Origin of the sequence: Pseudomonas sp. BP01 (assembly GCF_022760795.1) — a bacterium.
GTDB lineage: Bacteria > Pseudomonadota > Gammaproteobacteria > Pseudomonadales > Pseudomonadaceae > Aquipseudomonas > Aquipseudomonas putida_Q.
In genome coordinates this window covers 1-21279 of sequence record NZ_JAFBKA010000014.1, presented here as the reverse complement: position 1 = coordinate 21279, position 21279 = coordinate 1, and the positions used below count along the sequence as shown (strand labels likewise).

The 21279-nt window shown below is 63.7% G+C and carries 22 protein-coding genes; 10 read left to right on the top strand and 12 right to left on the bottom strand.

Annotation, left to right across the window (positions count from 1 at the left end; translation table 11 throughout):
• Window positions 1-60 precede the first annotated feature (60 nt).
• On the top strand, window positions 61-1584 hold the full coding sequence (locus JOY50_RS14310; protein ID WP_016498103.1) for a fumarate hydratase: 1524 nt from the start codon (window positions 61-63) through the stop codon (window positions 1582-1584).
• Window positions 1585-1627: 43 nt separating this feature from the next.
• Here the strand turns inward: JOY50_RS14310 and JOY50_RS14305 are convergent, their stop codons facing one another.
• Window positions 1628-2500: a carbon-nitrogen hydrolase family protein gene (locus JOY50_RS14305; RefSeq protein WP_243055444.1), complete on the bottom strand. Its 873-nt coding sequence runs from the start codon at window positions 2498-2500 to the stop codon at window positions 1628-1630.
• Window positions 2497-3087 carry a GNAT family N-acetyltransferase gene (locus tag JOY50_RS14300; RefSeq protein WP_243055443.1) on the bottom strand — a complete coding sequence of 197 codons (591 nt, stop codon included), beginning with the start codon at window positions 3085-3087 and terminating at the stop codon, window positions 2497-2499. Before JOY50_RS14300 ends, JOY50_RS14305 begins: the two co-directional genes overlap by 4 nt.
• 115 nt (window positions 3088-3202) lie before the next feature.
• On the opposite strand from JOY50_RS14300, the gene JOY50_RS14295 reads away from it, so the two are divergent.
• Window positions 3203-3601, top strand: coding sequence for a nuclear transport factor 2 family protein (locus JOY50_RS14295; protein WP_019471181.1), 399 nt, complete (start codon window positions 3203-3205; stop codon window positions 3599-3601).
• Window positions 3602-3640: 39 nt separating this feature from the next.
• On the opposite strand, the gene JOY50_RS14290 is transcribed toward JOY50_RS14295, so the two are convergent.
• The 6 genes from JOY50_RS14290 to JOY50_RS14265 all read right to left on the bottom strand — a co-directional run bounded on the left by JOY50_RS14290 (window position 3641) and on the right by JOY50_RS14265 (window position 8737).
• Complete coding sequence (locus JOY50_RS14290) at window positions 3641-4219, bottom strand: DJ-1/PfpI family protein (protein ID WP_132842316.1); 579 nt, start codon at window positions 4217-4219, stop codon at window positions 3641-3643.
• Between the two features lie 44 nt (window positions 4220-4263).
• Complete coding sequence (locus JOY50_RS14285) at window positions 4264-5421, bottom strand: phosphatidylserine/phosphatidylglycerophosphate/cardiolipin synthase family protein (RefSeq protein ID WP_132842319.1); 1158 nt, start codon at window positions 5419-5421, stop codon at window positions 4264-4266.
• Window position 5422: 1 nt separating this feature from the next.
• Window positions 5423-6004 (bottom strand): YceI family protein, encoded by a 582-nt coding sequence (locus JOY50_RS14280; RefSeq protein ID WP_019471184.1) that lies wholly within the window; start codon window positions 6002-6004, stop codon window positions 5423-5425.
• Between the two features lie 44 nt (window positions 6005-6048).
• On the bottom strand, window positions 6049-6345 hold the full coding sequence (locus JOY50_RS14275) for an amidase (protein WP_132842321.1): 297 nt from the start codon (window positions 6343-6345) through the stop codon (window positions 6049-6051).
• Window positions 6342-7424 (bottom strand): serine hydrolase, encoded by a 1083-nt coding sequence (locus JOY50_RS14270; RefSeq protein WP_132842323.1) that lies wholly within the window; start codon window positions 7422-7424, stop codon window positions 6342-6344. The genes JOY50_RS14275 and JOY50_RS14270 overlap by 4 nt, the downstream gene beginning before the upstream one ends.
• 425 nt (window positions 7425-7849) lie before the next feature.
• Window positions 7850-8737 (bottom strand): acyl-CoA dehydrogenase, encoded by an 888-nt coding sequence (locus tag JOY50_RS14265; RefSeq protein ID WP_138737415.1) that lies wholly within the window; start codon window positions 8735-8737, stop codon window positions 7850-7852.
• A gap of 161 nt (window positions 8738-8898) precedes the next feature.
• Here JOY50_RS14265 and olsB point away from each other — a divergent pair, with 161 nt between their 5' ends.
• Both olsB and JOY50_RS14255 read left to right on the top strand, forming a co-directional pair.
• Complete coding sequence (gene olsB, locus JOY50_RS14260; RefSeq protein ID WP_016488910.1) at window positions 8899-9654, top strand: L-ornithine N(alpha)-acyltransferase; 756 nt, start codon at window positions 8899-8901, stop codon at window positions 9652-9654.
• Window positions 9654-10442, top strand: coding sequence for a lysophospholipid acyltransferase family protein (locus JOY50_RS14255; protein WP_132842327.1), 789 nt, complete (start codon window positions 9654-9656; stop codon window positions 10440-10442). Before olsB ends, JOY50_RS14255 begins: the two co-directional genes overlap by 1 nt.
• Before the next feature lie 132 nt (window positions 10443-10574).
• Here JOY50_RS14255 and JOY50_RS14250 read toward each other — a convergent pair whose 3' ends face one another.
• Window positions 10575-11156 (bottom strand): ACP phosphodiesterase, encoded by a 582-nt coding sequence (locus JOY50_RS14250; RefSeq protein WP_132842331.1) that lies wholly within the window; start codon window positions 11154-11156, stop codon window positions 10575-10577.
• A 150-nt stretch (window positions 11157-11306) separates the two neighbouring features.
• On the opposite strand from JOY50_RS14250, the gene JOY50_RS14245 reads away from it, so the two are divergent.
• Both JOY50_RS14245 and JOY50_RS14240 read left to right on the top strand, forming a co-directional pair.
• Complete coding sequence (locus JOY50_RS14245) at window positions 11307-11609, top strand: helix-turn-helix transcriptional regulator (RefSeq protein WP_016488913.1); 303 nt, start codon at window positions 11307-11309, stop codon at window positions 11607-11609.
• 17 nt (window positions 11610-11626) lie between these two features.
• On the top strand, window positions 11627-12676 hold the full coding sequence (locus JOY50_RS14240; protein WP_132842334.1) for an alkene reductase: 1050 nt from the start codon (window positions 11627-11629) through the stop codon (window positions 12674-12676).
• Window positions 12677-12806: 130 nt separating this feature from the next.
• Here JOY50_RS14240 and JOY50_RS14235 read toward each other — a convergent pair whose 3' ends face one another.
• From JOY50_RS14235 to JOY50_RS14225, 3 genes are all read right to left on the bottom strand, one after another.
• Window positions 12807-13676: an ATPase gene (locus JOY50_RS14235; RefSeq protein ID WP_132842336.1), complete on the bottom strand. Its 870-nt coding sequence runs from the start codon at window positions 13674-13676 to the stop codon at window positions 12807-12809.
• Window positions 13677-13763: 87 nt separating this feature from the next.
• A complete protein-coding gene (locus JOY50_RS14230) occupies window positions 13764-14759 on the bottom strand; it encodes an NAD(P)-dependent oxidoreductase (protein WP_243055442.1) in 996 nt (331 codons plus the stop codon).
• A gap of 49 nt (window positions 14760-14808) precedes the next feature.
• Window positions 14809-15699: a LysR family transcriptional regulator ArgP gene (locus tag JOY50_RS14225; RefSeq protein ID WP_132842340.1), complete on the bottom strand. Its 891-nt coding sequence runs from the start codon at window positions 15697-15699 to the stop codon at window positions 14809-14811.
• A gap of 100 nt (window positions 15700-15799) precedes the next feature.
• On the opposite strand from JOY50_RS14225, the gene JOY50_RS14220 reads away from it, so the two are divergent.
• From JOY50_RS14220 to JOY50_RS14205, 4 genes are all read left to right on the top strand, one after another.
• A complete protein-coding gene (locus JOY50_RS14220; protein ID WP_132842342.1) occupies window positions 15800-16399 on the top strand; it encodes a LysE/ArgO family amino acid transporter in 600 nt (199 codons plus the stop codon).
• A gap of 238 nt (window positions 16400-16637) precedes the next feature.
• Window positions 16638-17234 carry a superoxide dismutase gene (locus JOY50_RS14215; RefSeq protein WP_019473881.1) on the top strand — a complete coding sequence of 199 codons (597 nt, stop codon included), beginning with the start codon at window positions 16638-16640 and terminating at the stop codon, window positions 17232-17234.
• Window positions 17235-17563: 329 nt separating this feature from the next.
• On the top strand, window positions 17564-19618 hold the full coding sequence (locus JOY50_RS14210) for a bifunctional diguanylate cyclase/phosphodiesterase (protein ID WP_019473880.1): 2055 nt from the start codon (window positions 17564-17566) through the stop codon (window positions 19616-19618).
• Between the two features lie 158 nt (window positions 19619-19776).
• Complete coding sequence (locus tag JOY50_RS14205) at window positions 19777-21114, top strand: imelysin family protein (RefSeq protein WP_132842347.1); 1338 nt, start codon at window positions 19777-19779, stop codon at window positions 21112-21114.
• Window positions 21115-21279: the final 165 nt, after the last annotated feature.

Genomic DNA, 21279 nt, shown 5'->3' with positions numbered 1-21279 from the left:
GCTGGTCGGCACCGTCGAGCGTCTTTATGAATGTTCCCGTCTTTAAGAGGAGCGCGCTGCATGACCGTGATCAAGCAAGACGACCTGATTCAGAGCGTCGCCGACGCCCTGCAATTCATCTCGTACTACCACCCCGTCGATTTCATCCAGGCCATGCACGAGGCCTATCTGCGTGAAGAGTCGCCTGCTGCGCGCGATTCCATCGCCCAGATCCTGATCAACTCGCGCATGTGCGCCACCGGCCACCGCCCGATCTGCCAGGACACCGGTATCGTCACCGTGTTCGTGCGCGTGGGCATGGACGTACGCTGGGACGGCGCCACCCTGAGCGTCGACGACATGATCAACGAAGGTGTGCGTCGCGCCTACAACCTGCCTGAAAACGTGCTGCGTGCTTCGATCCTGGCCGACCCGGCCGGTGCGCGCAAGAACACCAAGGACAACACCCCGGCAGTGATCCACTACTCCATCGTCCCTGGCGACAAGGTCGAGGTCGATGTCGCAGCCAAAGGCGGCGGCTCGGAGAACAAGTCGAAGATGGCCATGCTCAACCCGTCCGACTCGATCGTCGACTGGGTACTGAAGACCGTCCCGACCATGGGTGCTGGCTGGTGCCCGCCTGGCATGCTCGGCATCGGCATCGGCGGTACCGCCGAAAAAGCCGCCGTCATGGCCAAGGAAGTGTTGATGGAATCCATCGACATCCACGAACTGAAAGCCCGTGGCCCGCAGAACCGCCTGGAAGAAATTCGTCTGGAGCTGTTCGAGAAGGTCAACCAGCTGGGCATCGGCGCCCAGGGCCTGGGTGGCCTCACCACCGTGCTCGACGTCAAGATCATGGACTACCCGACCCACGCCGCGTCGCTGCCGGTGTGCATGATCCCCAACTGCGCCGCCACCCGTCACGCCCACTTCGTGCTTGATGGCTCCGGCCCGGCCGAACTGGAAGCGCCGTCGCTGGACGCCTACCCGGAAATCGTCTGGGAAGCCGGCCCAAGTGCCCGCCGCGTCAACCTCGACGACATCACCCCGGAAGAAGTTGCCAGCTGGAAACCGGGCGAAACCATTTTGCTCAACGGCAAGATGCTGACCGGCCGCGACGCCGCGCACAAGCGCATGGTCGAAATGCTCAACCGTGGCGAAGAATTGCCGGTGGACCTGAAAGGCCGCTTCATCTACTACGTAGGCCCGGTCGACCCGGTCGGTGACGAAGTGGTAGGCCCAGCTGGCCCGACCACCGCTACCCGCATGGACAAGTTCACCCGCCAGATCCTCGAGCAGACCGGCCTGCTGGGCATGATCGGCAAGTCCGAGCGTGGCCCCACCGCCATCGAAGCGATCAAGGACAACAAGGCCGTGTACCTGATGGCCGTTGGCGGCGCTGCCTACCTGGTGGCCCAGGCCATCCGCAAGTCGAAGGTCCTGGCCTTCGCCGAGCTGGGCATGGAAGCGATCTACGAGTTCGACGTCAAGGACATGCCGGTTACCGTTGCCGTAGACAGCAACGGTGAGTCGGTACACATCACTGGCCCTGCCCTGTGGCAGAGCAAGATTGCCGAAAGCCTGGCCGTCGAAGTGAAGTAAACCTGATGTAACAGCGGCGCCTGCTTTGCGGGCGCCACTGTCTTCACAAGACTCTGTCAAACTGCTCCGGCCAGTCCCTGCGGGTAAACACCTGCCCTTCCCGCCTCACCCGCCGCACTTCCTCCAGGTCCACCTCACACACCAGCCACTGGCTGCACGCCGGGCTCAGTGCCTCGCTCAACGCCACCACTCCATCCCCCGGCATCCCGTGGTCCGGCGGAACGAACAACCCTGCTCGTCCGATATTCTCGTCCAGCGCCGGCGACCACGGCGCATGCCCCACCGTAGGGCTCTGCAACACCGCAATCTGGTTCTCCAAAGCCCGCGCCTGGGCGCCGATGCGTACCCGGTGGTAACCCGCCTCGGTATCGGTACAGCTGGGGGCCAAGATCAGGTCGGCACCCGCCTCGGCCAGGCGCCTGGCCAGCATGGGGAATTCATTGTCATAACAGATCAGGATGCCCAGGCGCCCCAACTCGGTGTCGAATACCTGCAGCCCCTGGCCCGCAGCGATGCCCCACTGTTCGCGTTCGAACCGGGTCATCATCAGCTTGTCCTGATAGCCAAGCACACCCTTGGGGCCGAACAACCAGGCTCGATTACGGTACCGCCCATCGCTGTCCAGGACCGGCACGCTGCCCGGTTGCAGGTAGATCCCCCAGCGCCGGGCAAGGCTTTCGCACAGCGCCCTCCATGGCTCGATCAACGGCTGGATGCCGGCAATCGAAGCCTTCAGGTCACCCCGTTGCTCGGCACTCAGCTGGCCGCTCAACACCAGACCGGCGTATTCGGGCAGCAGCAGCAAGCGTGCGCCCGCCTCCACGGCCTCGGCGCACAGGCCCTGCAGGTGGTCGGCGTAGGCGTTCCAGGTTTCATGCAGTTCGATGGCGTACTGGCAGGCCGCCAGGCGGATCATATCGGCAGTTCCTTCAGCCAGAACGACATCAGCTTGTCGGAGCTTTCCTGTTCATCCAGGTCGCGCCAGGCGTAGGTGGTGCGCAATGACGGGTCGTGCAGGAAGCCGCGGTTGCGCCAGAAGCCGTGCAATGGCTTGTAGTCCGCTGGCCTTCGCGGGTGCACGCCTGGCCGCTCCACCGCGCAGAACGCGCAATAATCGAACTCGGCCAGTTTGTGCGCGTAGGATTCGCGTTCGATGAAAAAGCGCACGCCCAGACCCTGGCCGCGGTACTCCGGCAACACCAGCGACTCGCCAAAGTAATACACGCTGGCCGGGTCGCGCCCCTGGGCCAGAAACGGTTGCTGGAACTCGGGGGCGACATCCACCAGCGGCAGGCCAGTGGACGCGCCAACCACCTTGCCGTCGTCCAGCGCCAGCACCACCAGGCTACGCCCGGAGCGGGAATAGGCGGCCAGGTAGTCAGCCTCATACTCCGGGGTACCGTCGTACAGGTAGGGAAACTCGCGAAACACGCTAAGGCGCAGGCGAGCGAGGTCATCGATGTATGGCGCAATAGCGGCGCCGTGCAACAGGCGTATTTCCATGCTTGGCGGTCGTTTTGTCGATGTGGATGACGCGCTCGGCTAAGCCGGGCTTGAGGGGAAACCCTATCATCCGAGGCAGCGACCCGCCTTTTCCCTACACGACAGGTATTGTTCCATGACCGCTACCGAACTGGTAAATGCTTACTACGCCGCGTTCAACGCCGGTGACATGCCGGGCTTTCTCGCCCTGCTCAGCGAGGACGTGATCCACGACATCAACCAGGGCGAGCGGCAGATGGGCAAGGCCCGGTTTGCCACGTTCATGGACAAGATGAACCGCTGCTACCGCGAACGCCTGGCCGATATCGTGGTGATGCAGAACGCCGAGGGCAGTCGCGCGGCGGCGGAGTTCACCGTGCACGGCGAATATCTGGGCGATGACGAAGGGTTGCCGGCAGCAAACGGGCAGACCTATGTGCTGCCGGCGGGGGCTTTCTTCTATATCCACTGCGGCAAGATTGCCCGGGTAACCAATTACTACAACCTCAATGACTGGGTCGAGCAGGTAGCCTGAAGCCTCCCGCTCCTACAAAAGCACTGCATACCTGCCGAGTCAGGTGATACGGGTGCCCAGCACTTTCAGGAAGGCCGCCAGCCACGCCGGGTGCGCTGGCCATGCCGGTGCGGTCACCAGGTTGCCATCCACATGCGCCTGGTCCACCGCGATGTCGATGAACGTGCCGCCCGCCAGACGCACCTCCGGCGCACACGCCGGGTATGCGCTGCATTCGCGCCCCTCCAGCACACCCGCCGCCGCCAGCAGCTGGGCACCATGGCACACCGCCGCAATCGGCTTGCCAGCCTGGTCAAATGCCCGCACCAGCGCCAGCACTTTATCATCCAGGCGCAGGTACTCCGGCGCACGGCCGCCCGGGATCAGCAGCGCGTCGTAACTCTCGGCCCGTACCCGCACAAAGTCATAATTCAGGGCAAAATTGTGCCCCGGCTTTTCGCTGTAGGTCTGCTCACCCTCAAAATCATGAATGGCAGTGCGCACGGTCTGCCCCGCCAGTTTCTCCGGGCACACGGCGTGCACCGTGTGGCCCACCATGCTCAGGGCCTGGAACGGCACCATCGCCTCGTAATCCTCGACGTAGTCGCCCACCAGCATCAGAATCTTCTTCGCCGTCATCGCACCCACTCCTTCGGTTAACTGTCAATGCACGATAGCTGCTGTCAGTCACGGCGGTCGAGCACGTTGACGACCAGTCGGTCGATCCAGCCCCATATCCGTTGCTTCACCCGGCGCCACAGGGGGCGGGCATGCCAGTGGTCGAGGTCGACTTCCTCGCTCAAGGCAAAGTCGCGCTCGAAGCTGGCCACCACCGCCGCCGTCAACGGCGGGTCCAGCGCCTCGATGTTGGCTTCAAGGTTGAAGCGCAGGTTCCAGTGATCGAAGTTGCACGAACCTACGCTGACCCAGTCGTCTACCACAGCCATTTTCAGGTGCAGGAAGCACGGTTGGTATTCGAAAATTCGCACCCCGGCGCGCAGCAGGCGTGGGTAGTAGCGGTGCCCGGCGTAGCGGACCGACGGGTGGTCTGTGCGCGGGCCGGTTAGCAACAGCCGCACATCAAGCCCCTTGCTGGCGGCGCGGCGCAACGAACGGCGCACGCTCCAGGTTGGCAGAAAGTACGGCGTGGCCAGCCATACCCGTTGCTTGCCACTGTTCAGCGCACGCACCAGCGAATGCAAGATGTCCTGGTGCTGGCGGGCGTCGGCATAGGCCACCCGGCCCATGCCCTGCCCATGGGCAGGGGCCTTGGGCAGGCGCGGCAGGCCGAAGCCTTCGGCAGGGCGCCAGGCGGTGCGGCGGTTGTTGGCGGACCACTGGCGGTCGAACAGCAGTTGCCAGTCGGTCACCACCGGCCCCTGGATCTGCACCATCACCTCATGCCACTCGCTGGTCGCGTCGCCCGGCTTCCAGAACTCGTCGGTAACGCCCGTGCCGCCCACCACCGCCCAGCGTTCGTCCACCAGCAGCAGCTTGCGGTGGTCGCGGTACAGGTTGCGCAGGCCCCGCTTCCAGCGCAGGCGGTTGTACCAGCGCAGGTACACACCGGCGTCCAGCAGGCGCTGGCGCAGGGCGCTGTTGAAGGCCAGCGAGCCATAATCATCGAACAGGCAACGCACCCGCACGCCACGCCGGGCGGCCTGCTCCAGCGCTTCGACCACGGCCTCGGCACAGGCGCCGGCCTCCACCAGGTACAGCTCCAGGTCAACCTGAAACTCGGCACCCACGATTGCCGCCAGCATGCGCGGAAAGAACTCGGGGCCGTCGATCAGCAATTCGAACTGGTTGCCATCCCGCCAGGGGAAGACCGGCCCCGGCATGTCAGCGGGCGGTGAAAATCAGCACCGCGCTAACCGGCACCGACGGGTTGATGGACTTGAGCCCGGCAAACTTGCGCAGGCTTTCCAGCCCCGGCAGCAAACCGAAATCCTCGGCGCGCAGCAGCAGCGGTTCCAGGGTCACGACCTGGAAGCGCCGCGCATCCAGACGAGTGGCCAGCAGCAGGGCGTTGTAGCTGTGCGACTGGCCATGCAACGTGACCGTCAACGGCAGGCGCAACTCGATCTGTGCACCATCGGCCAGGTCATTGATAGGCCGCAGATCGATCTGCGCCTTTACCGTGGCCTCGGCGAAGCGCCCGACCTCGAACAGGTTGTCGCGCATTTGCTCATCACGCAGCGGGATGCCGCTGCTGACAGAGTCCATCTCGATGCTCAGCCCCGCCACGCCTTTGCGGTCGACCGTACCATGCAGCACCAGAAAGCGGTGCACTTCGGCGGTGTCACCGTTCTTGCCGGTAATGAACGACAGGCGCGACGATTCGCCATCGAGGTGCCAGTTGGCGTGGGCGGGCAGGCACAAAGCCAGCAACAAGGCGGGCAGTAGACGGGACAGTTTGAACATGACAGATCTCGTGAAACCAAGCCGCCAACCTTACCCGCACGCCTTCATGGCAGCAAGCGGCAGCCCTCGCGCCGGCCTTGCCAGGCAGCCTGGTTGCGCCGCCCAAGCCCCTCGGCGGTGATTAGCCGTTGCTGGCCGTTTTCCTCCAGCAGGCTCAACGGCAGCCATTGCTTTACATAGCCTTGGCAGTAGGCCTTCTCGAAGCCCATGACGAAGCGGCACGAGCAGTATTCCTTGGCCGAGTAGGCCGAGAGGATACCGGGGAAATCCGCCAGCGCCTGACGCTCCTGCCAGGCCCAGAACAACAGGCCCAGCAGCACCAGCAACAAGGCCCGCTTCATGTGCCCTCCCCGGCCAATGCCGCCAGTACCCGCTTGAGCAGTTCGTCGTGCTGGTAACTGCCGTCGCGGTCATCGGCATAGCGCACGATCACCAGCTTTTGCGCGGGCAATACGTACAACGCCTGGCCCCAGTGGCCAAGGGCGGCGTAGGTGTCTTCGGGCGCACCTGGCCAAGGCCGCGCGGCGCCGGCCAGCGGCCGGTTGAGCCACCAGTGGCCGCCAGGGTTGGCCTCACCCGGCGCAGGTTCGGCATGGTCAAACGCTGTGCGGTTGAAGGCCACCCAGGCCTTGGGCAGCAGTTGCCGGCCCTGCCAACGGCCGTCGCGCTGCATCAGCAAGCCGATACGCGCCAGGTCACGGGCGCTGAGGTACAGATAGGAAGAGCCCACGTAGGTGCCCGCCCGGTCACGCTCCCACACCGCGCTGTCGATACCCAACGGGGTGAACAGCGCGTGCCAGGGGTAATCGGGGTACTGCCCGGCATCGAGCATGCCGCGCAGTGCAGCGGCCAGCAGGTTGCTATCACCGCTGGAATAGAGAAACCGCTCGCCGGGGCTGGCAGACGCACCCCGCGCCGCCGTATAGGCCGCCATGTCCTCACGGCCGCGGGTATACAGCATGGCCACCACCGAGGACTTGACCGGGGCGTATTCGTAGTCTTCCTGCCAGTCCAGGCCACTGGCCCAGTGCAGCAGGTCAGCCATGCGTATGCCGGGATGGCCGTGCATGGCAGGGTAGAAACGGGTGACCGGATCTTGCAGCTGGAAGCGCCCTTCGCCCTGGGCCACGCCCAGCAGCGTGGCAAGTACGCTCTTGCTTACCGACCAGGTCAGGTGGGCGGTGGCGGCGGTGGTAGGGGCGGTGTAGCGCTCGTGGAGGATGCGGCCGTCGCGGATGATCAGCAGCGCGTCGGTACGGATGCCGCTGCGGTCGGGGGCGGTGCGAGGGGGGAAGGCGTAGGCGTCGACGGCTTGCCAGTCGAAGGTGGCAGGGTCGTTCTGCCAGTCAGGGTCAGGCCCGTCCTCGGCTTCGGCGGTTGCCAAGGCCAGGCAAAGAACCAATAGCAGACCTTTCAGCATCGCGTTTCAGGCTCGCAATTTTGGGGCTGCTGCGCAGCCCATCGCCGGCAAGCCAGCTCCCACAGGTACTGCACACACCTGGGCATTATGCGATCCATGTGGGAGCTGGCTTGCCGGCGATGGGCCGCAAAGCGGCCCCCAGGATTCATCGGTTCACAATAACTATCAGGCCTTCATGACAATCCCACAGGTACTGCACACACCTTGGGCATTATGCGATCCATGTGGGAGCTGGCTTGCCGGCGATGGGCCGCAAGGCGGCCCCCAGGATTCATCGGTTCACAATAACTATCAGGCCTTCATGACAATCCCACAGGTACTGCACACACCTTGGGCATTATGCGATCCATGTGGGAGCTGGCTTGCCGGCGATGGGCCGCAAAGCGGCCCCAGGATTGATCGGTTCACAAAAACCTATTAGGCATTCATGACAATCCCGCAGCCACCCAAGCCTTGTTCAGCCGCTTCTCTCTCGCCGCCGCAGCCAACGCCATCACCCCTTGGTCACGCTGCCAGATTTGCGCCCAATGCACCGGCCCTGCCGCCAGGGCCGCATCGATCGCCCCCCGCAATGCCTGGAACTGCGCAAACAACCCGCCCAGCAACAAATGGCAACCCACGCTATCGGCACACTGCCGGCTGCCCTCGGCACACCCTGCCAGAAGCCCAAGCAGCTGCAGGCGTAAATCCTGTGGCCAGGCGCTTTCCTGCCCCACGCCATACAACCAGGCCGTCAGCGCCGTGAGCACATACAAGTCCTCCAGCGAGCGAAACGGCTTCACATAGGCATCCCAGCCGTCACCGGCCAGCAACTCGCACGCCGCCTGCTCCAGCAGCAAGCGCCCATGGCCCACCTCCGGCATCAACGGCAGGGTCGGCAATGGCTCCAGGGTCACGCCTGGCTCCCCGGGGTAGACCACTGCCAGGTTCAACTGCGGTGCCGCGCCAGCCGTTTCACTGCGCGCCGCCACCAGCAGCCACTCCGCTTCCAGCCCGGCGGTGACGAAGTCCTTGCTGCCGGTCAGCCGCAAGCCCTCCAGGCGCGTGTGCATGTCGGCCGGCCGCACGCTGCGCCGCTCGGTGGCGCACAGGGCGCCGAGGCTGGGCGGTGCACTGGGCCACAGCACGCGCAAGGCGGCCTGGTAACCCACCAGGAAAGCCAGGCCTGGCGTAGCCATCGCGCGCCCGCCCAGTGCCGCCAGTTCGAAGGGGGCAACCGGGCCGAGGCGCTCGAGCAGCGCGGCGTAGGTTTCACCCAGGGTGCCCGCCAGCCCTTGGCGAAGCGGGTCGTTCAATCGTTGCAACCAGGCCATGGGACGGCTCCTTGCTGGGGCTTTTTCTGGTCGAGGTTTGGGGGGTGTCACGCAAGCATCACCAAAGATTCACAGGGGTGACACCGCGTCTACCTAGGCTGACTTTGCACAACAAAGCCGACCGGCCGCAACCCTTCATGGCTGGCTTATGGAGACTCGTAATGACTCGGATCGCTCATTCTGGCGACAACAGCACTGAACGCCGTCTGCAAGCCGAACGCCTGGTTGGCGCCGCGGCGCTGCAAGAGGCCCAGGCCCTGCGCTTCAAAGTGTTCAGCGCAGAATTCAAGGCCAAGCTCAAGGGTGCCGAGCACGGGCTGGACATGGACGACTACGACGTGCACTGCCGCCACATTGGTGTACGCGACCTGAGCACCGGCGAGCTGGTGGCCACAACCCGCCTGCTCGACCACCAGGCCGCCAGCAGCCTGGGCCGCTTCTACAGCGAAGAAGAATTTCGCCTGCACGGCCTGTTGCAGCTGCAGGGCCCGATCCTTGAGCTGGGCCGCACCTGCGTAGCCCCCGACTACCGCAACGGCGGCACCATCGCCGTGCTCTGGGGTGAACTGGCCGAGGTGCTCAACGAGGGCCGCTACAGCTACCTGATGGGCTGCGCCAGCATCCCCATGCAGGACGGCGGCGTGCAGGCCCATGCCGTGATGCAGCGCCTGCGTGACCGCTACCTGTGCAACGAGCACCTGCGTGCCGAGCCGAAGAACCCGCTGCCAAGCCTGGCTTTGCCGGGCAACGTCATCGCCGAAATGCCACCTCTGCTCAAGGCCTACATGCGCCTGGGCGCAAAGATTTGCGGCGAGCCGTGCTGGGACGAGGACTTCCAGGTGGCCGACGTGTTCATCCTGCTCAAGCGCGATAACCTCTGCCCGCGCTACGCCCGGCACTTCAAGGCGGCGGTCTGATGACGAAGCTGCGGGTAGTCGCCCGCCTGACCCGACTGCTGCTGGTGCTGGTGCTGGGCATGTTGATGGCCAGCGTTATTGCCCTCGGCGAACGCCTGGGCTTCAAGGCCCCTATCGAGCGCCGCCAGCGCTGGTCCTGCCTGTTCATGAAACGCCTGGTCGCCGCCCTGCCCTTCAACGTGCGGGTGGTGGGCGAGTTGCCACAGCGGCCAATGCTGTGGGTGAGCAACCACGTTTCGTGGACCGATATCCCCCTGCTCGGCATGCTGCTGCCGCTGTCGTTCCTGTCCAAGGCCGAGGTGCGTCATTGGCCGGTGGCGGGCTGGCTGGCGGAAAAGGCCGGCACGCTGTTCATTCGCCGTGGTGGTGGCGACAGCCAGGGCCTGCGCGAACAGATCGCCGGGCAACTGGGGCTGGCCCGCCCCCTGCTGATCTTCCCCGAAGGCACCACTACCAGCGGTCGCACCTTGCGCACCTTCCATGGCCGCCTGCTGGCAGGTGCCATCGACCGCGGCGTGGCGGTGCAGCCGGTGGCTATCCAGTATTTGCGTGATGGCCAGATCGACCCGATTGCGCCGTTCATTGGCGATGATGACCTGGTGTCGCACCTGATGCGCCTGTTTGCCCAGCCGCGGGGCGAGGTGTGCATTCACCTGCTGCCACCCATCGGCAGCGTGGGTAAGGAACGTGCGGTGTTGGCGTTGCAGGCGCAGCAGGCGATTCACCTGGCGTTGTTCGGAGTTGAAGAAGTTGTAGCGGTGCCAAGGCGGCAGGCGCGGGCTGCCTGATTCTTTTGTGCTGTCAGTACTGGCCCTATCGCCGGCAAGCCAGCTCCCACAGGTACTCCACAGGTCTTGAAGCTGTTGCTCAACCTGTGGGAGCTGGCTTGCCGGCGATAGGGCCGGAACATGCGAATAAAATCAGCTGTCAGGCATCCGCGCCGCCGCAAAGGCCTGCAGCTGCGGGTAGAACTCGCGAAAATCCGCCAGCAGCGGCTCATACAGCCGCTCCAGCTCCACCATCACCCCGACCATGCCCTCAGGTCGCGACAAACGCCGGGCAATGCCGCTGAACACCTGCTCCAGGGTGGCAAAATCGCCATACGCACCTAGCCAGTCATCCGCTGCCATGAACGGTGCAATCCGCGCCAGCCGTCCCGGCAGCTCTGGCTCCGCCAGCAGCACCCGATAAAATGCGCCAGTAAACTGCTCCAGCGGCTGATCGGCATAATTGCCCCAATGCCGCGCCAGGCAATGGTCGAAAAACACATCCAGCACAATCCCGGCGAAGCGCCGCCGCTCACGCGGAAAGCGCGCCAGGGCTGCCAGCACCAACGGGTGCCGATCGGTGTAGCTGTCGATATGCCGGTGCAGCCGGATAGCCGCCTCCAGCGCAGGTGGGAAGCGCCCTTCCAGCGAGCCTTTGACAAAATCGCCATACAGGCTGCCAAGCAGTTGTTGCGGCGCCGGGCCGCCCAGGTGCAGGTGTGCGAGGTAGTTCATGAGCGCAGTTTAGCACCGCTCACCTGTATATCGTTATAACGCGATATAGCGATTGGTGCTCAGCTCAGAACCTCTTCGTATTTGTATATCGGAATCGGGCGATTTACATTTCGGCCTATCGCGATATACCGCTACAACGAGCCTCAATCCATGCCTCTCGATCTCGACGAAATCATAAAAGCGCTGGCTCATCCGGTCAGGCGAGAAATCCTCAGCTGGCTGAAAGACCCGGCAACGCAATTCCCCGACCAGTACCACAGCACCGAAAACGGTGTGTGTGCCGGGCAGATCGACCAACGCTGCGGCCTGTCGCAGTCGACCGTCTCCGCTCACCTGGCCACCTTGCAGCGCGCCGGGCTGATCAGCAGCCAGAAGATTGGCCAATGGCACTTCTTCAAACGCAACGAAGCCACCATCGAGGCGTTCCTCGAACAACTGCGCCAAACACTTTGACAAGGCAGGTAACCGTTATGACCACGCTTTTCGATCCGATCACACTGGGCGACCTGCAACTGCCCAACCGCATCATCATGGCCCCGCTCACGCGCTGCCGTGCCGACGAAGGCCGCGTGCCCAATGCGCTGATGGCCGAATACTATGTGCAGCGCGCCAGCGCCGGGCTGATCCTCAGCGAGGCGACTTCGGTCACTGCCATGGGCGTCGGCTACCCGGATACCCCCGGCATCTGGAACGATGAGCAGGTGCGCGGCTGGAACAACGTCACCAAGGCCGTGCATGCCGCCGGCGGGCGTATCTTCCTGCAACTGTGGCACGTTGGCCGCATCTCCCACCCCAGCTACCTCAACGGCGAGCTGCCTGTCGCCCCCAGCGCGCTCCAGCCCAAGGGCCATGTAAGCCTGGTGCGCCCGCTGAGTGACTTTCCCACACCGCGCGCGCTGGAAACCGAAGAGATCATCGATATCGTCGAGGCCTACCGCAGCGGTGCCGAGAATGCCAAGGCTGCCGGTTTCGATGGTGTAGAGATCCACGGCGCCAACGGCTATCTGCTCGATCAGTTCCTGCAAAGCAGCACCAACCAGCGCACCGACCGCTACGGTGGGTCGCTGGAAAACCGGGCGCGCCTGCTGCTGGAGGTGACCGATGCGGCCATCGAAGTGTGGGGCGCGAACCGCGTAGGGGTGCACCTGGCGCCGCGTGCCGATGCTCACGACATGGGTGATGATGACCGCGCCAAAACCTTCAGCTACGTGGCTCGCGAGCTGGGCAAGCGGGGCATTGCCTTTATCTGCTCGCGGGAGCGGGAAGCCGATGACAGCATCGGCCCATTGATCAAAGAAGCGTTCGGCGGCCCGTACATCGTCAACGAGCGGTTTGACAAAGCCAGCGCCAATGCGGCCCTGGCCAGTGGCAAGGCCGATGCGGTGGCGTTTGGCGTGCCGTTCATCGCCAACCCCGACCTGCCGGCGCGGCTGGCGGCGGATGCGCCGTTGAACGAGGCGCGGCCTGAGACCTTCTATGGCAAGGGGCCGGTGGGGTACATCGATTATCCGCGGTTGTAATCAAGATTGCCGGGGCCGCTTTGCGGCCCTATCGCGACACAAGGCCGCTCCTACAATGGATCGGCGTACACCGTACATTGTGGGAGCGGCCTTGTGTCGCGATAGGAGGGCAACGCCCTCCCCTGCGGCGTCACGGCCGAGCGTTGATCTGCTGTTGCAGGTTCTGGACCTGGCTCTGCAAGGTATTCAGGTTGCGGGTCATCTGCGCCCGGAACGCATCAAACTCCTGCACCGACGCACCACCGGACGCCGCAGCAGCCGGGCGGTTGTCGATCTGGCTCTTCAGCACCAGCATGTCCTGCTCCAGGCTCTGAATGGCAGCGCTGGGGTTACCCTGCTTCTTCAGCGCCGCCACATCGTTGCCCAGGCTCTTGAGCTGCCCGTCCAGCGTGCCGCCATCCACCTGAGCGGCCTTCAGCGCGGCAACCTGCTCGTTCAGGCCCTTTAACTGGGCATCCAGCTTGCCGCCATCAACCTGCCCTGAACGCAACGCGGCCAGCTCGCCATTCACCAGCTTCAACTGCGCCTGCAGCTGGCTTTGCAGCTCGGTCACAGTCTTCTGCTGTTCACGGGTATCGGCCAGCACCTGCTCCAGGCGCTTACCCAGGTCGCCGGTCTGCCCGGCTACGCCTTGCTGCAACTGGCGCAACTGCAGCTTCAGCGCCTCGCTGCTGGTTGTGACACCAGACTCGCTGGCTTCCACCTTGCCACTGATCGCCTGCAAACGCCCGGCTGCTTCTTCACTGATGCGGGCAAAACTCTCCTGGGTCGCCACCAGTTGCTGCTCCATCAGCGAGATCTGCTGGAAGCTCCACCAGCCCAGGCCCGCCAACGCAATGAACGAAGCGCCGAGCAGCGCCCACAACGGCGCCGTGCTGGCACCACGGGCGGCTTTCTGGCGGCTGCGCACCACGTGCGCCGGCATCAGTTCGTCATCATCAACGGTGCCCGCCCGCAAGCTGGGCACGTCATCGAAGTCATCGTGAGCATGGTTACGCATGGATACATTCAACCGCGGTAGTCGCAAAGAGGCACGAGTATAAACCGCAAGCGCGGCGCGTTGATGACCATTGTCACTCCAGCGGCTTCACTGCCCAGGCGGCAAATGCTTCCACCACCCGCAGAATTCATCCAGCGCCGTCCACAGGCTGACCTTGGGCTGGTAGTCCAGGTACTGTCGGGCGCGGCTGATATCCAGGGTGAAATCACGGCTCATCACCTGCATCCCCACGCGCGACAAGGTGGGTTGCGGGCGCCCCGGCCACAGCATGCAAGCCGCCTCGTTCAGCGCGGCCAGGCTGTAGGCCAGGCCGTAGGAACGGTAGCGGGTAACCTGCGGCAGCTGCATCTGGCGCATCACGTAGTTGACCACGTCCCACAGCGGCAGCGGCTGGCCGTTGCTGATGTTGTAGGCCTGACCCAGCGCACGGTCGTCGGCGAACAACGCGCTAAGCAATGCTTCGTTGAGGTTGTGCACGCTGGTGAAATCGACTTTGTTCAAGCCGTTGCCAATGATCGCCACGCGGCCTTTACGCTGCATCTGCATCAGCCGCGGAAAAATGCTGGCATCGCCGGCGCCGGTGACGAAGCGCGGGCGCAGCGCCAGCACTTCCAGGCCGAACTCCTGGGCACCGAACACTTTTTGCTCGGCCAGGTACTTGGTCTGCCCATAGTGATCGTGAAAACGGCGCGGCACCTGCTCTTCACGGATGTCCAGGCGCGAACGGCCGTTGAAATAGATCGACGGCGACGACAGGTGCACCAGGCGCCGCACATGTTCCTTCAGGCAGCCTTCGACCACGTTTTCGGTGACGACCACATTGCCTTGGTAGAAGTCCTGGTAGCGCCCCCAGTTGCCCACTGCGCCGGCGCAGTGCACCACAGCCTCCATGCCTTGGCACAGGCGGCGGGCCAGCTCGGGATCGCCCAGGTCGCCGGGAATGAACTGGGCGCCGCGCTTGACCAGGTGCTCGACCCCTTCGGCGCGGCGGCCGCTGACCCGCACGTCCAGGCCCTGCTCCAGGGCGAAGCGCGCAAAGCGCCCGCCAATGAAGCCACTCGCGCCGGTGACCAGAATTCGCATGTAAGACTCCGTCTTGCCAGATTTCAGATGCAACTGACGCCAACCGTGGCTACAAGGGCACCAGCCATTGCCGTGCGGTGTGCCGCAGGTGGTCGGTCAGTTGCGCGAGCAATTGCCCGCCATTGCGCCAATGATGCCAGTACAGCGGCACGTCGATGGGGGTATCGCTGCAGATTTCCACCAACTGCCCGCTGGCCAGCTGCTCCCGAGCCTGCAATTCGGGCACCAGCCCCCAGCCCAGCCCTGCCTCGGTCATGCGCAGGAAGCCTTCGGACGACGGGCACAGGTGGTGCAGGAAGCCGTCCTCGATGCCCAGTGATGCCAGGTAGCGGTGCTGCAGGAAATCATCCGGGCCGTACACGATCGCCGGGGTGCGGGCCAGGCGGCTGGCGACAAAGCCCTGAGGGAAATGCCGCGCCATGAACCCTGGGCTGGCCAACGCCCGGTAGCGCATGGCCCCAAGGAGCAGGCTGCGGGCCCCGGCTACCGGGCGTTCACTGCCACAAAGGCAGGCCGCCACTTCGCCGGCACGCATGCGTTTCAGGCCCACTTCCTGGTCTTCTACCACCAGGTCGGTAAGCACGTTCTGCTGCGCACAGAAGTTGCCTACCGCACCGGCCCACCAAGTGGCCAGGCTATCGGCGTTAAGGGCGATGCGCAGGCGTTCCGGCATGCCTTCCTCGTCCAGCGCCGGCACCTGACGCTGCAAGTCGCGTTCAAGCAGGCGCACCTGCTGCACATGGTTGAGCAACTGGCGGCCGACTTCGGTCGGGCTGGGCGGCGTGGCACGCACCAGCACCGGTTGCCCGACCCGCGCTTCGAGCAGCTTGATGCGCTGGGAAATGGCCGACTGCGACAAGCCCAGCACTTGCGCGGCTCGCTCGAAACCACCTTGTTCGATCACCGCCGCCAGGGCGGCCAGCAACTTGTAGTCGAACATCGATTTTCCTAATGACGGATCAGCTTTATTTGTTTTTCTTATACAGCGTGAACAACCACAATGGCCAGCATCTTTCGGGTTCATATATGGAGCGCGCGCCATGTGGCAAAGCTATCTCAACGGCATGCTGGTGGCCTTCGGCCTGATCATGGCCATCGGCGCCCAGAACGCCTTCGTCCTCGCCCAGAGCCTGCGCCGTGAGCATCACTTGCCGGTGGCAGCGCTGTGCATCGTCTGTGATGCCCTGCTGGTGGCTGCCGGGGTGTTCGGCCTGGCCACGGTACTGGCGCACAACCCGGCCTTGCTGGCGGTCGCGCGCTGGGGCGGTGCGGTGTTCCTCATCTGGTACGGCGCCAAGGCCCTGCGCAGCGCCTGTTCCAGCCAGAGCCTGAAGCACCAGCAGGGCCAGGGCGTACGCTCGCGGCGTGCGGTGCTGCTCAGTGCCCTGGCGGTGACGCTGCTGAACCCGCATGTCTACCTGGATACAGTGTTGCTGATCGGCTCGCTGGGCGCCCAGCAGACCGAGCCTGGTGCCTACGTGGCCGGGGCAGCCAGTGCCTCGCTGCTGTGGTTCTCGACCCTGGCGATTGGTGCGGCCTGGCTGGCACCGTGGCTGGCACGGCCGGCGACGTGGCGCATGCTCGACCTCATGGTGGCGGTGATGATGTTCGCGGTGGCGGCGCAGCTGATCTTCAACTGACCTCTGGCCTGCATGGCCCGGCCCACATCGGTTGGCCTGGAAACGACCACCACTGGTCGGTACCCGCCAACCGCTGCGGAACCTCTATTCCCTATGTTTGTTGCGTGGTTATGCGCCGGGGCTGGTGCTATGATCGACCCCTTGCGTCGCAAAGAGTACAAACTCGCCGACGCTCATAGGGCCGCCCGTGATCGGCCCTGCGCAAACCGCGAACTAGACCTGAATCAGGAGATCCACCATGGCTTTTGAATTGCCGCCGCTGCCGTACGCCCACGATGCCCTGCAGCCGCACATCTCCAAGGAAACCCTGGAGTTTCACCACGACAAGCACCACAACACCTATGTCGTGAACCTGAACAACCTGGTCCCAGGCACCGAATTCGAAGGCAAGACCCTGGAAGAGATCGTCAAGACCTCTTCGGGCGGCATCTTCAACAACGCCGCTCAGGTCTGGAACCACACCTTCTACTGGAACTGCCTGTCGCCAAACGGCGGCGGCCAGCCTACCGGTGCACTGGCTGAGGCCATCAACGCCGCTTTCGGTTCCTTCGACAAGTTCAAGGAAGAGTTCACCAAGACTTCGGTTGGCACCTTCGGTTCCGGCTGGGGCTGGCTGGTGAAGAAAGCTGACGGTTCCCTGGCACTGGCCAGCACCATCGGCGCCGGCTGCCCGCTGACCAGCGGTGACACCCCGCTGCTGACCTGCGACGTCTGGGAACACGCCTACTACATCGACTACCGCAACCTGCGTCCGAAGTACGTCGAGGCGTTCTGGAACCTGGTCAACTGGGCCTTCGTTGCCGAACAGTTCGAAGGCAAGACCTTCAAGGCCTGAGTCATCCAGCCTTGATCAAAAAACCCGGCCATGTGCCGGGTTTTTTTGTGCCTGTGCAAACCTTTTCGCGGGCATGCCCGCTCCCACAGATATGGCGCCACCCGTGACCTTGATGCTATCCCTGTGGGAGCGGGCGTGCCCGCGAAAAGGCCTGCACGGTTTTGCTTGCTCAGCCCGCATAGCGCGCTAACATCAAAGCTCTGGAAGATTGATACAGCGCACTCAAGTTGCGGGGTCAGGCAACCGATACACTGCTCATGATCGGCCGATAGTGTATCGTCATCGTTGATGGCAAAATGATGCCATGCGCATGGATTAAGGAAACCCCATTGAAGCTGGAATTGCGGAACAGCTTGTCGGTCAAGTTGCTCAGGGTCGTGCTGCTGTCGGCGTTGGCGGTTGGCGTCGTGCTCAGCTGTGCGCAAATTGTCTACGACACCTACAAGACCCGCCAGGCCGTGAACAACGATGCGCAGCGCATCCTCGACATGTTCCGCGACCCCTCCACCCAGGCGGTGTACAGCCTCGACCGCGAAATGGGCATGCAGGTGATGGAAGGCCTGTTCCAGGACGAATCAGTGCGCATGGCGTCCATCGGCCACCCCAACGAAACCATGCTGGCCGAAAAGTCCCGCCCGCTGCGGGACATGTCCATGCGCTGGCTGACCGACCCGATCCTGGGCCAGGAACGCACCTACACCACGCAACTGGTCGGCCGCGGCCCCTACAGCGAATACTACGGCGACCTCAGCATTACCCTCGACACCTCGTCCTACGGCGAAGACTTCCTGATCAATGCGGTGATCATCTTCATTTCCGGCGTACTGCGCGCCTTGGCCATGGGCCTGGTGTTGTACTTGGTCTACCACTGGCTGCTGACCAAACCGCTGTCCAAGATCATCGAGCACCTCACCCAGATCAACCCCGATCGCCCAAGCCAACACCAGATACCGCTGCTCAAGGGTCACGAGAAGAACGAACTGGGCCTGTGGGTCAACACTGCCAACCAGCTGCTGGCGTCGATCGAGCGCAACACCCACCTGCGCCATGAAGCCGAAAACAGCCTGCAGCGCATGGCCCAGTACGATTTCCTCACCGGCCTGCCCAACCGCCAGCAACTGCAGCAGCAACTGGACAAGATCCTCGTCGATGGCGGTCGCCTGCAACACCGTGTGGCGGTACTGTGCGTGGGCCTGGACGACTTCAAGGGCATCAACGAGCAGTTCAGCTACCAGGTCGGTGACCAGCTGCTGCTGGCCCTGGCCGACCGCCTGCGCGCCCACAGCGGCCGGCTGGGCGCCCTGGCGCGGCTGGGCGGCGACCAGTTTGCCCTGGTGCAGGCCAATATCGAGCAACCCTACGAAGCGGCAGAACTGGCGCAGAGCATCCTCGACGACCTGGAAGTGCCATTCGACCTCGACCACCACCAGCAGATCCGCCTACGCGCTACCATCGGCATTACCCTGTTCCCCGAAGACGGCGACAGCACCGAGAAGCTGCTGCAGAAAGCCGAACAGACCATGACCCTGGCCAAGGCCCGTTCGCGCAACCGCTACCAGTTCTACATCGCCAGCGTCGACAGCGAGATGCGCCGCCGCCGCGAGCTGGAAAAGGACCTGCGCGAAGCCCTGCCGCGCAACCAGCTGTACCTGGTGTACCAACCACAGATCAGCTACCGCGACCACCGCGTGGTCGGCGTCGAGGCGCTGCTGCGCTGGCAGCATCCAGAGCTGGGCATGGTGCCGCCGGACCAGTTCATTCCGCTGGCCGAACAGAACGGCAGCATCATCAGCATCGGCGAATGGGTACTGGACCAGGCTTGCCGGCAACTGCGCGAATGGCACGACCAAGGTTTCAGCGAGCTGCGCATGGCGGTCAACCTGTCCACCGTGCAGCTGCACCACAGTGAACTGCCACGGGTGGTCAACAACCTGCTGCAGGCCTACCGCCTGCCGCCACGCAGCCTGGAGCTGGAAGTCACCGAAACCGGCCTGATGGAAGACATCAGCACTGCCGCCCAGCACCTGCTGAGCCTGCGCCGCTCTGGGGCGCTGATTGCCATCGACGACTTCGGCACTGGCTATTCGTCGCTCAGCTACCTGAAATCGCTGCCGCTGGACAAGATCAAGATCGACAAGAGCTTCGTCCAGGACCTGCTGGACGACGATGACGACGCCACCATCGTTCGCGCCATCATTCAGCTGGGCAAGAGCCTGGGCATGCAGGTGATCGCCGAAGGCGTGGAAACCGCCGAACAGGAAACCTACATCGTTGCCCAGGGCTGCCACGAGGGCCAGGGCTATCACTACAGCAAGCCGCTGTCGGCCCGTGAGCTGACCAGTTTCCTCAAGCAGGCGCAGCGTAACCAGGTTTCGATGCTCTGAGCCGATTGGCCCGGTTACAGGCTGTGACCGGCATTTACATGAATTGCGCACCCGCCCCTTTACAGCAAATGCAAATCTTTCGCATGATGTTGCGGTTTCGCGTGCCCCGGCGCACGGTCTACCCCTTGGTCCAACCACACGACGCAGGAAAACCAACAATGATTCGAATGCCTCTGGCCTCCGCCAGTCTGCTGGCCATTGCCATCGCTCTCGCCGGTTGCGGTGAAGGCAAGGACGACAAAGCCGCCGCGCCGCAAGCCCAGGCACCTGCTGCTGCCAGCACCACTGCTGCTGCGCCAGGGGTTGTCGACGAAGCTGCCGGCAAAGCCGTGGTCAAGCACTACGCCGAAATGGTCCATGCCGTGTACAGCGACTCGCTGAGCACCGCCAAGACCCTGCAGACCGCAGTCGATGCGTTCTTGGCCAAGCCCAATGACGAAACCCTGAAAGCCGCCAAGCAAGCCTGGGTCGCCGCGCGCGTACCGTACCTGCAGACCGAGGCCTTCCGCTTCGGCAACACCATCATCGACGACTGGGAAGGCCAGGTGAACGCCTGGCCGCTGGACGAGGGCCTGATCGACTACGTCGACAAGAGCTACGAGCACGCCTTGGGTAACCCGGCTGCTGGTGCCAACATCATCGCCAACACCGAGATCCAGGTGGGCGAAGAAAAGGTCGACGTCAAAGACATCACCCCTGAAAAACTGGCCAGCCTGAACGAACTGGCGGGCTCCGAGGCCAACGTTGCCACGGGCTACCACGCCATCGAGTTCCTGCTTTGGGGCCAGGACCTGAACGGCACCGGCCCGGGCGCTGGCAACCGCCCGGCATCCGACTACCTGGAGGGCCAAGGCGCCACCGGCGGCCACAACGACCGCCGCCGTGCCTACCTGAAAGCGGTCACCGACCTGCTGGTCACCGACCTCGAAGAGATGGTCGGCAACTGGGCGCCGAACGTCGCCGACAACTACCGCGCCAAGCTGGAAGCCGAGCCTGTCAACGACGGCCTGCGCAAGATGCTGTTCGGCATGGGCAGCCTGTCGCTGGGCGAACTGGCGGGTGAGCGCATGAAGGTTTCGCTGGAAGCCAACTCGCCGGAAGACGAGCAGGACTGCTTCAGCGACAACACTCACTACTCGCACTTCTACGACGCCAAGGGCATCCGCAACGTCTACCTGGGCGAGTACACCCGCCCGGACGGCACCAAGGTAAGCGGGCCGAGCCTGTCGTCGCTGGTAGCCAAGGCAGACCCGGCCGCCGACGCCACCCTCAAGGCCGACCTGGAAGCCACCGAAGCCAAGATTCAGGTGATCGTCGACCACGCCCTCAAAGGCGAGCACTACGACCAGCTGATCGCTGCCGACAACGCAGCCGGCAACCAGATCGTGCGTGACGCCATCGCCGCCCTGGTCAAGCAGACCGGTTCGATCGAGCAGGCTGCAGGCAAGCTGGGCATTGCCAACCTGAACCCGGACACCGCAGATCACGAATTCTGATCCTGCTGTAGCGGTGCTGAACAAGGCGGCCTTCGGGTTAATGCCAGTCAGTTAAGCTGACTGGCATTTTTATTTTCGGGTCGGGTATTTTGCTGGTCGCTGTTTCACCACCCGCGGAAACCATCGATCCGGTCGCCGATGCGGTAGAACATACTGCGCCGCCGA

Bases quoted from the DNA above. Each gene is read 5' to 3' on its own strand.
- JOY50_RS14245 (WP_016488913.1), top strand. From the start codon at position 11,307: ATGCCTCTCGATCTCGACGAAATCATAAAAGCGCTGGCTCATCCGGTC.
- JOY50_RS14205 (WP_132842347.1), top strand. From the start codon at position 19,777: ATGATTCGAATGCCTCTGGCCTCCGCCAGTCTGCTGGCCATTGCCATC.
- JOY50_RS14235 (WP_132842336.1), bottom strand. From the start codon at position 13,676: ATGCGTAACCATGCTCACGATGACTTCGATGACGTGCCCAGCTTGCGG.
- JOY50_RS14220 (WP_132842342.1), top strand. From the start codon at position 15,800: ATGTGGCAAAGCTATCTCAACGGCATGCTGGTGGCCTTCGGCCTGATC.
- JOY50_RS14255 (WP_132842327.1), top strand. From the start codon at position 9,654: ATGACGAAGCTGCGGGTAGTCGCCCGCCTGACCCGACTGCTGCTGGTG.
- JOY50_RS14250 (WP_132842331.1), bottom strand. From the start codon at position 11,156: ATGAACTACCTCGCACACCTGCACCTGGGCGGCCCGGCGCCGCAACAA.
- JOY50_RS14310 (WP_016498103.1), top strand. From the start codon at position 61: ATGACCGTGATCAAGCAAGACGACCTGATTCAGAGCGTCGCCGACGCC.
- olsB (WP_016488910.1), top strand. From the start codon at position 8,899: ATGACTCGGATCGCTCATTCTGGCGACAACAGCACTGAACGCCGTCTG.
- JOY50_RS14265 (WP_138737415.1), bottom strand. From the start codon at position 8,737: ATGGCCTGGTTGCAACGATTGAACGACCCGCTTCGCCAAGGGCTGGCG.
- JOY50_RS14300 (WP_243055443.1), bottom strand. From the start codon at position 3,087: ATGGAAATACGCCTGTTGCACGGCGCCGCTATTGCGCCATACATCGAT.
- JOY50_RS14275 (WP_132842321.1), bottom strand. From the start codon at position 6,345: ATGAAGCGGGCCTTGTTGCTGGTGCTGCTGGGCCTGTTGTTCTGGGCC.
- JOY50_RS14270 (WP_132842323.1), bottom strand. From the start codon at position 7,424: ATGCTGAAAGGTCTGCTATTGGTTCTTTGCCTGGCCTTGGCAACCGCC.
- JOY50_RS14230 (WP_243055442.1), bottom strand. From the start codon at position 14,759: ATGCGAATTCTGGTCACCGGCGCGAGTGGCTTCATTGGCGGGCGCTTT.
- JOY50_RS14290 (WP_132842316.1), bottom strand. From the start codon at position 4,219: ATGACGGCGAAGAAGATTCTGATGCTGGTGGGCGACTACGTCGAGGAT.
- JOY50_RS14305 (WP_243055444.1), bottom strand. From the start codon at position 2,500: ATGATCCGCCTGGCGGCCTGCCAGTACGCCATCGAACTGCATGAAACC.
- JOY50_RS14285 (WP_132842319.1), bottom strand. From the start codon at position 5,421: ATGCCGGGGCCGGTCTTCCCCTGGCGGGATGGCAACCAGTTCGAATTG.
- JOY50_RS14280 (WP_019471184.1), bottom strand. From the start codon at position 6,004: ATGTTCAAACTGTCCCGTCTACTGCCCGCCTTGTTGCTGGCTTTGTGC.
- JOY50_RS14225 (WP_132842340.1), bottom strand. From the start codon at position 15,699: ATGTTCGACTACAAGTTGCTGGCCGCCCTGGCGGCGGTGATCGAACAA.
- JOY50_RS14295 (WP_019471181.1), top strand. From the start codon at position 3,203: ATGACCGCTACCGAACTGGTAAATGCTTACTACGCCGCGTTCAACGCC.
- JOY50_RS14215 (WP_019473881.1), top strand. From the start codon at position 16,638: ATGGCTTTTGAATTGCCGCCGCTGCCGTACGCCCACGATGCCCTGCAG.
- JOY50_RS14240 (WP_132842334.1), top strand. From the start codon at position 11,627: ATGACCACGCTTTTCGATCCGATCACACTGGGCGACCTGCAACTGCCC.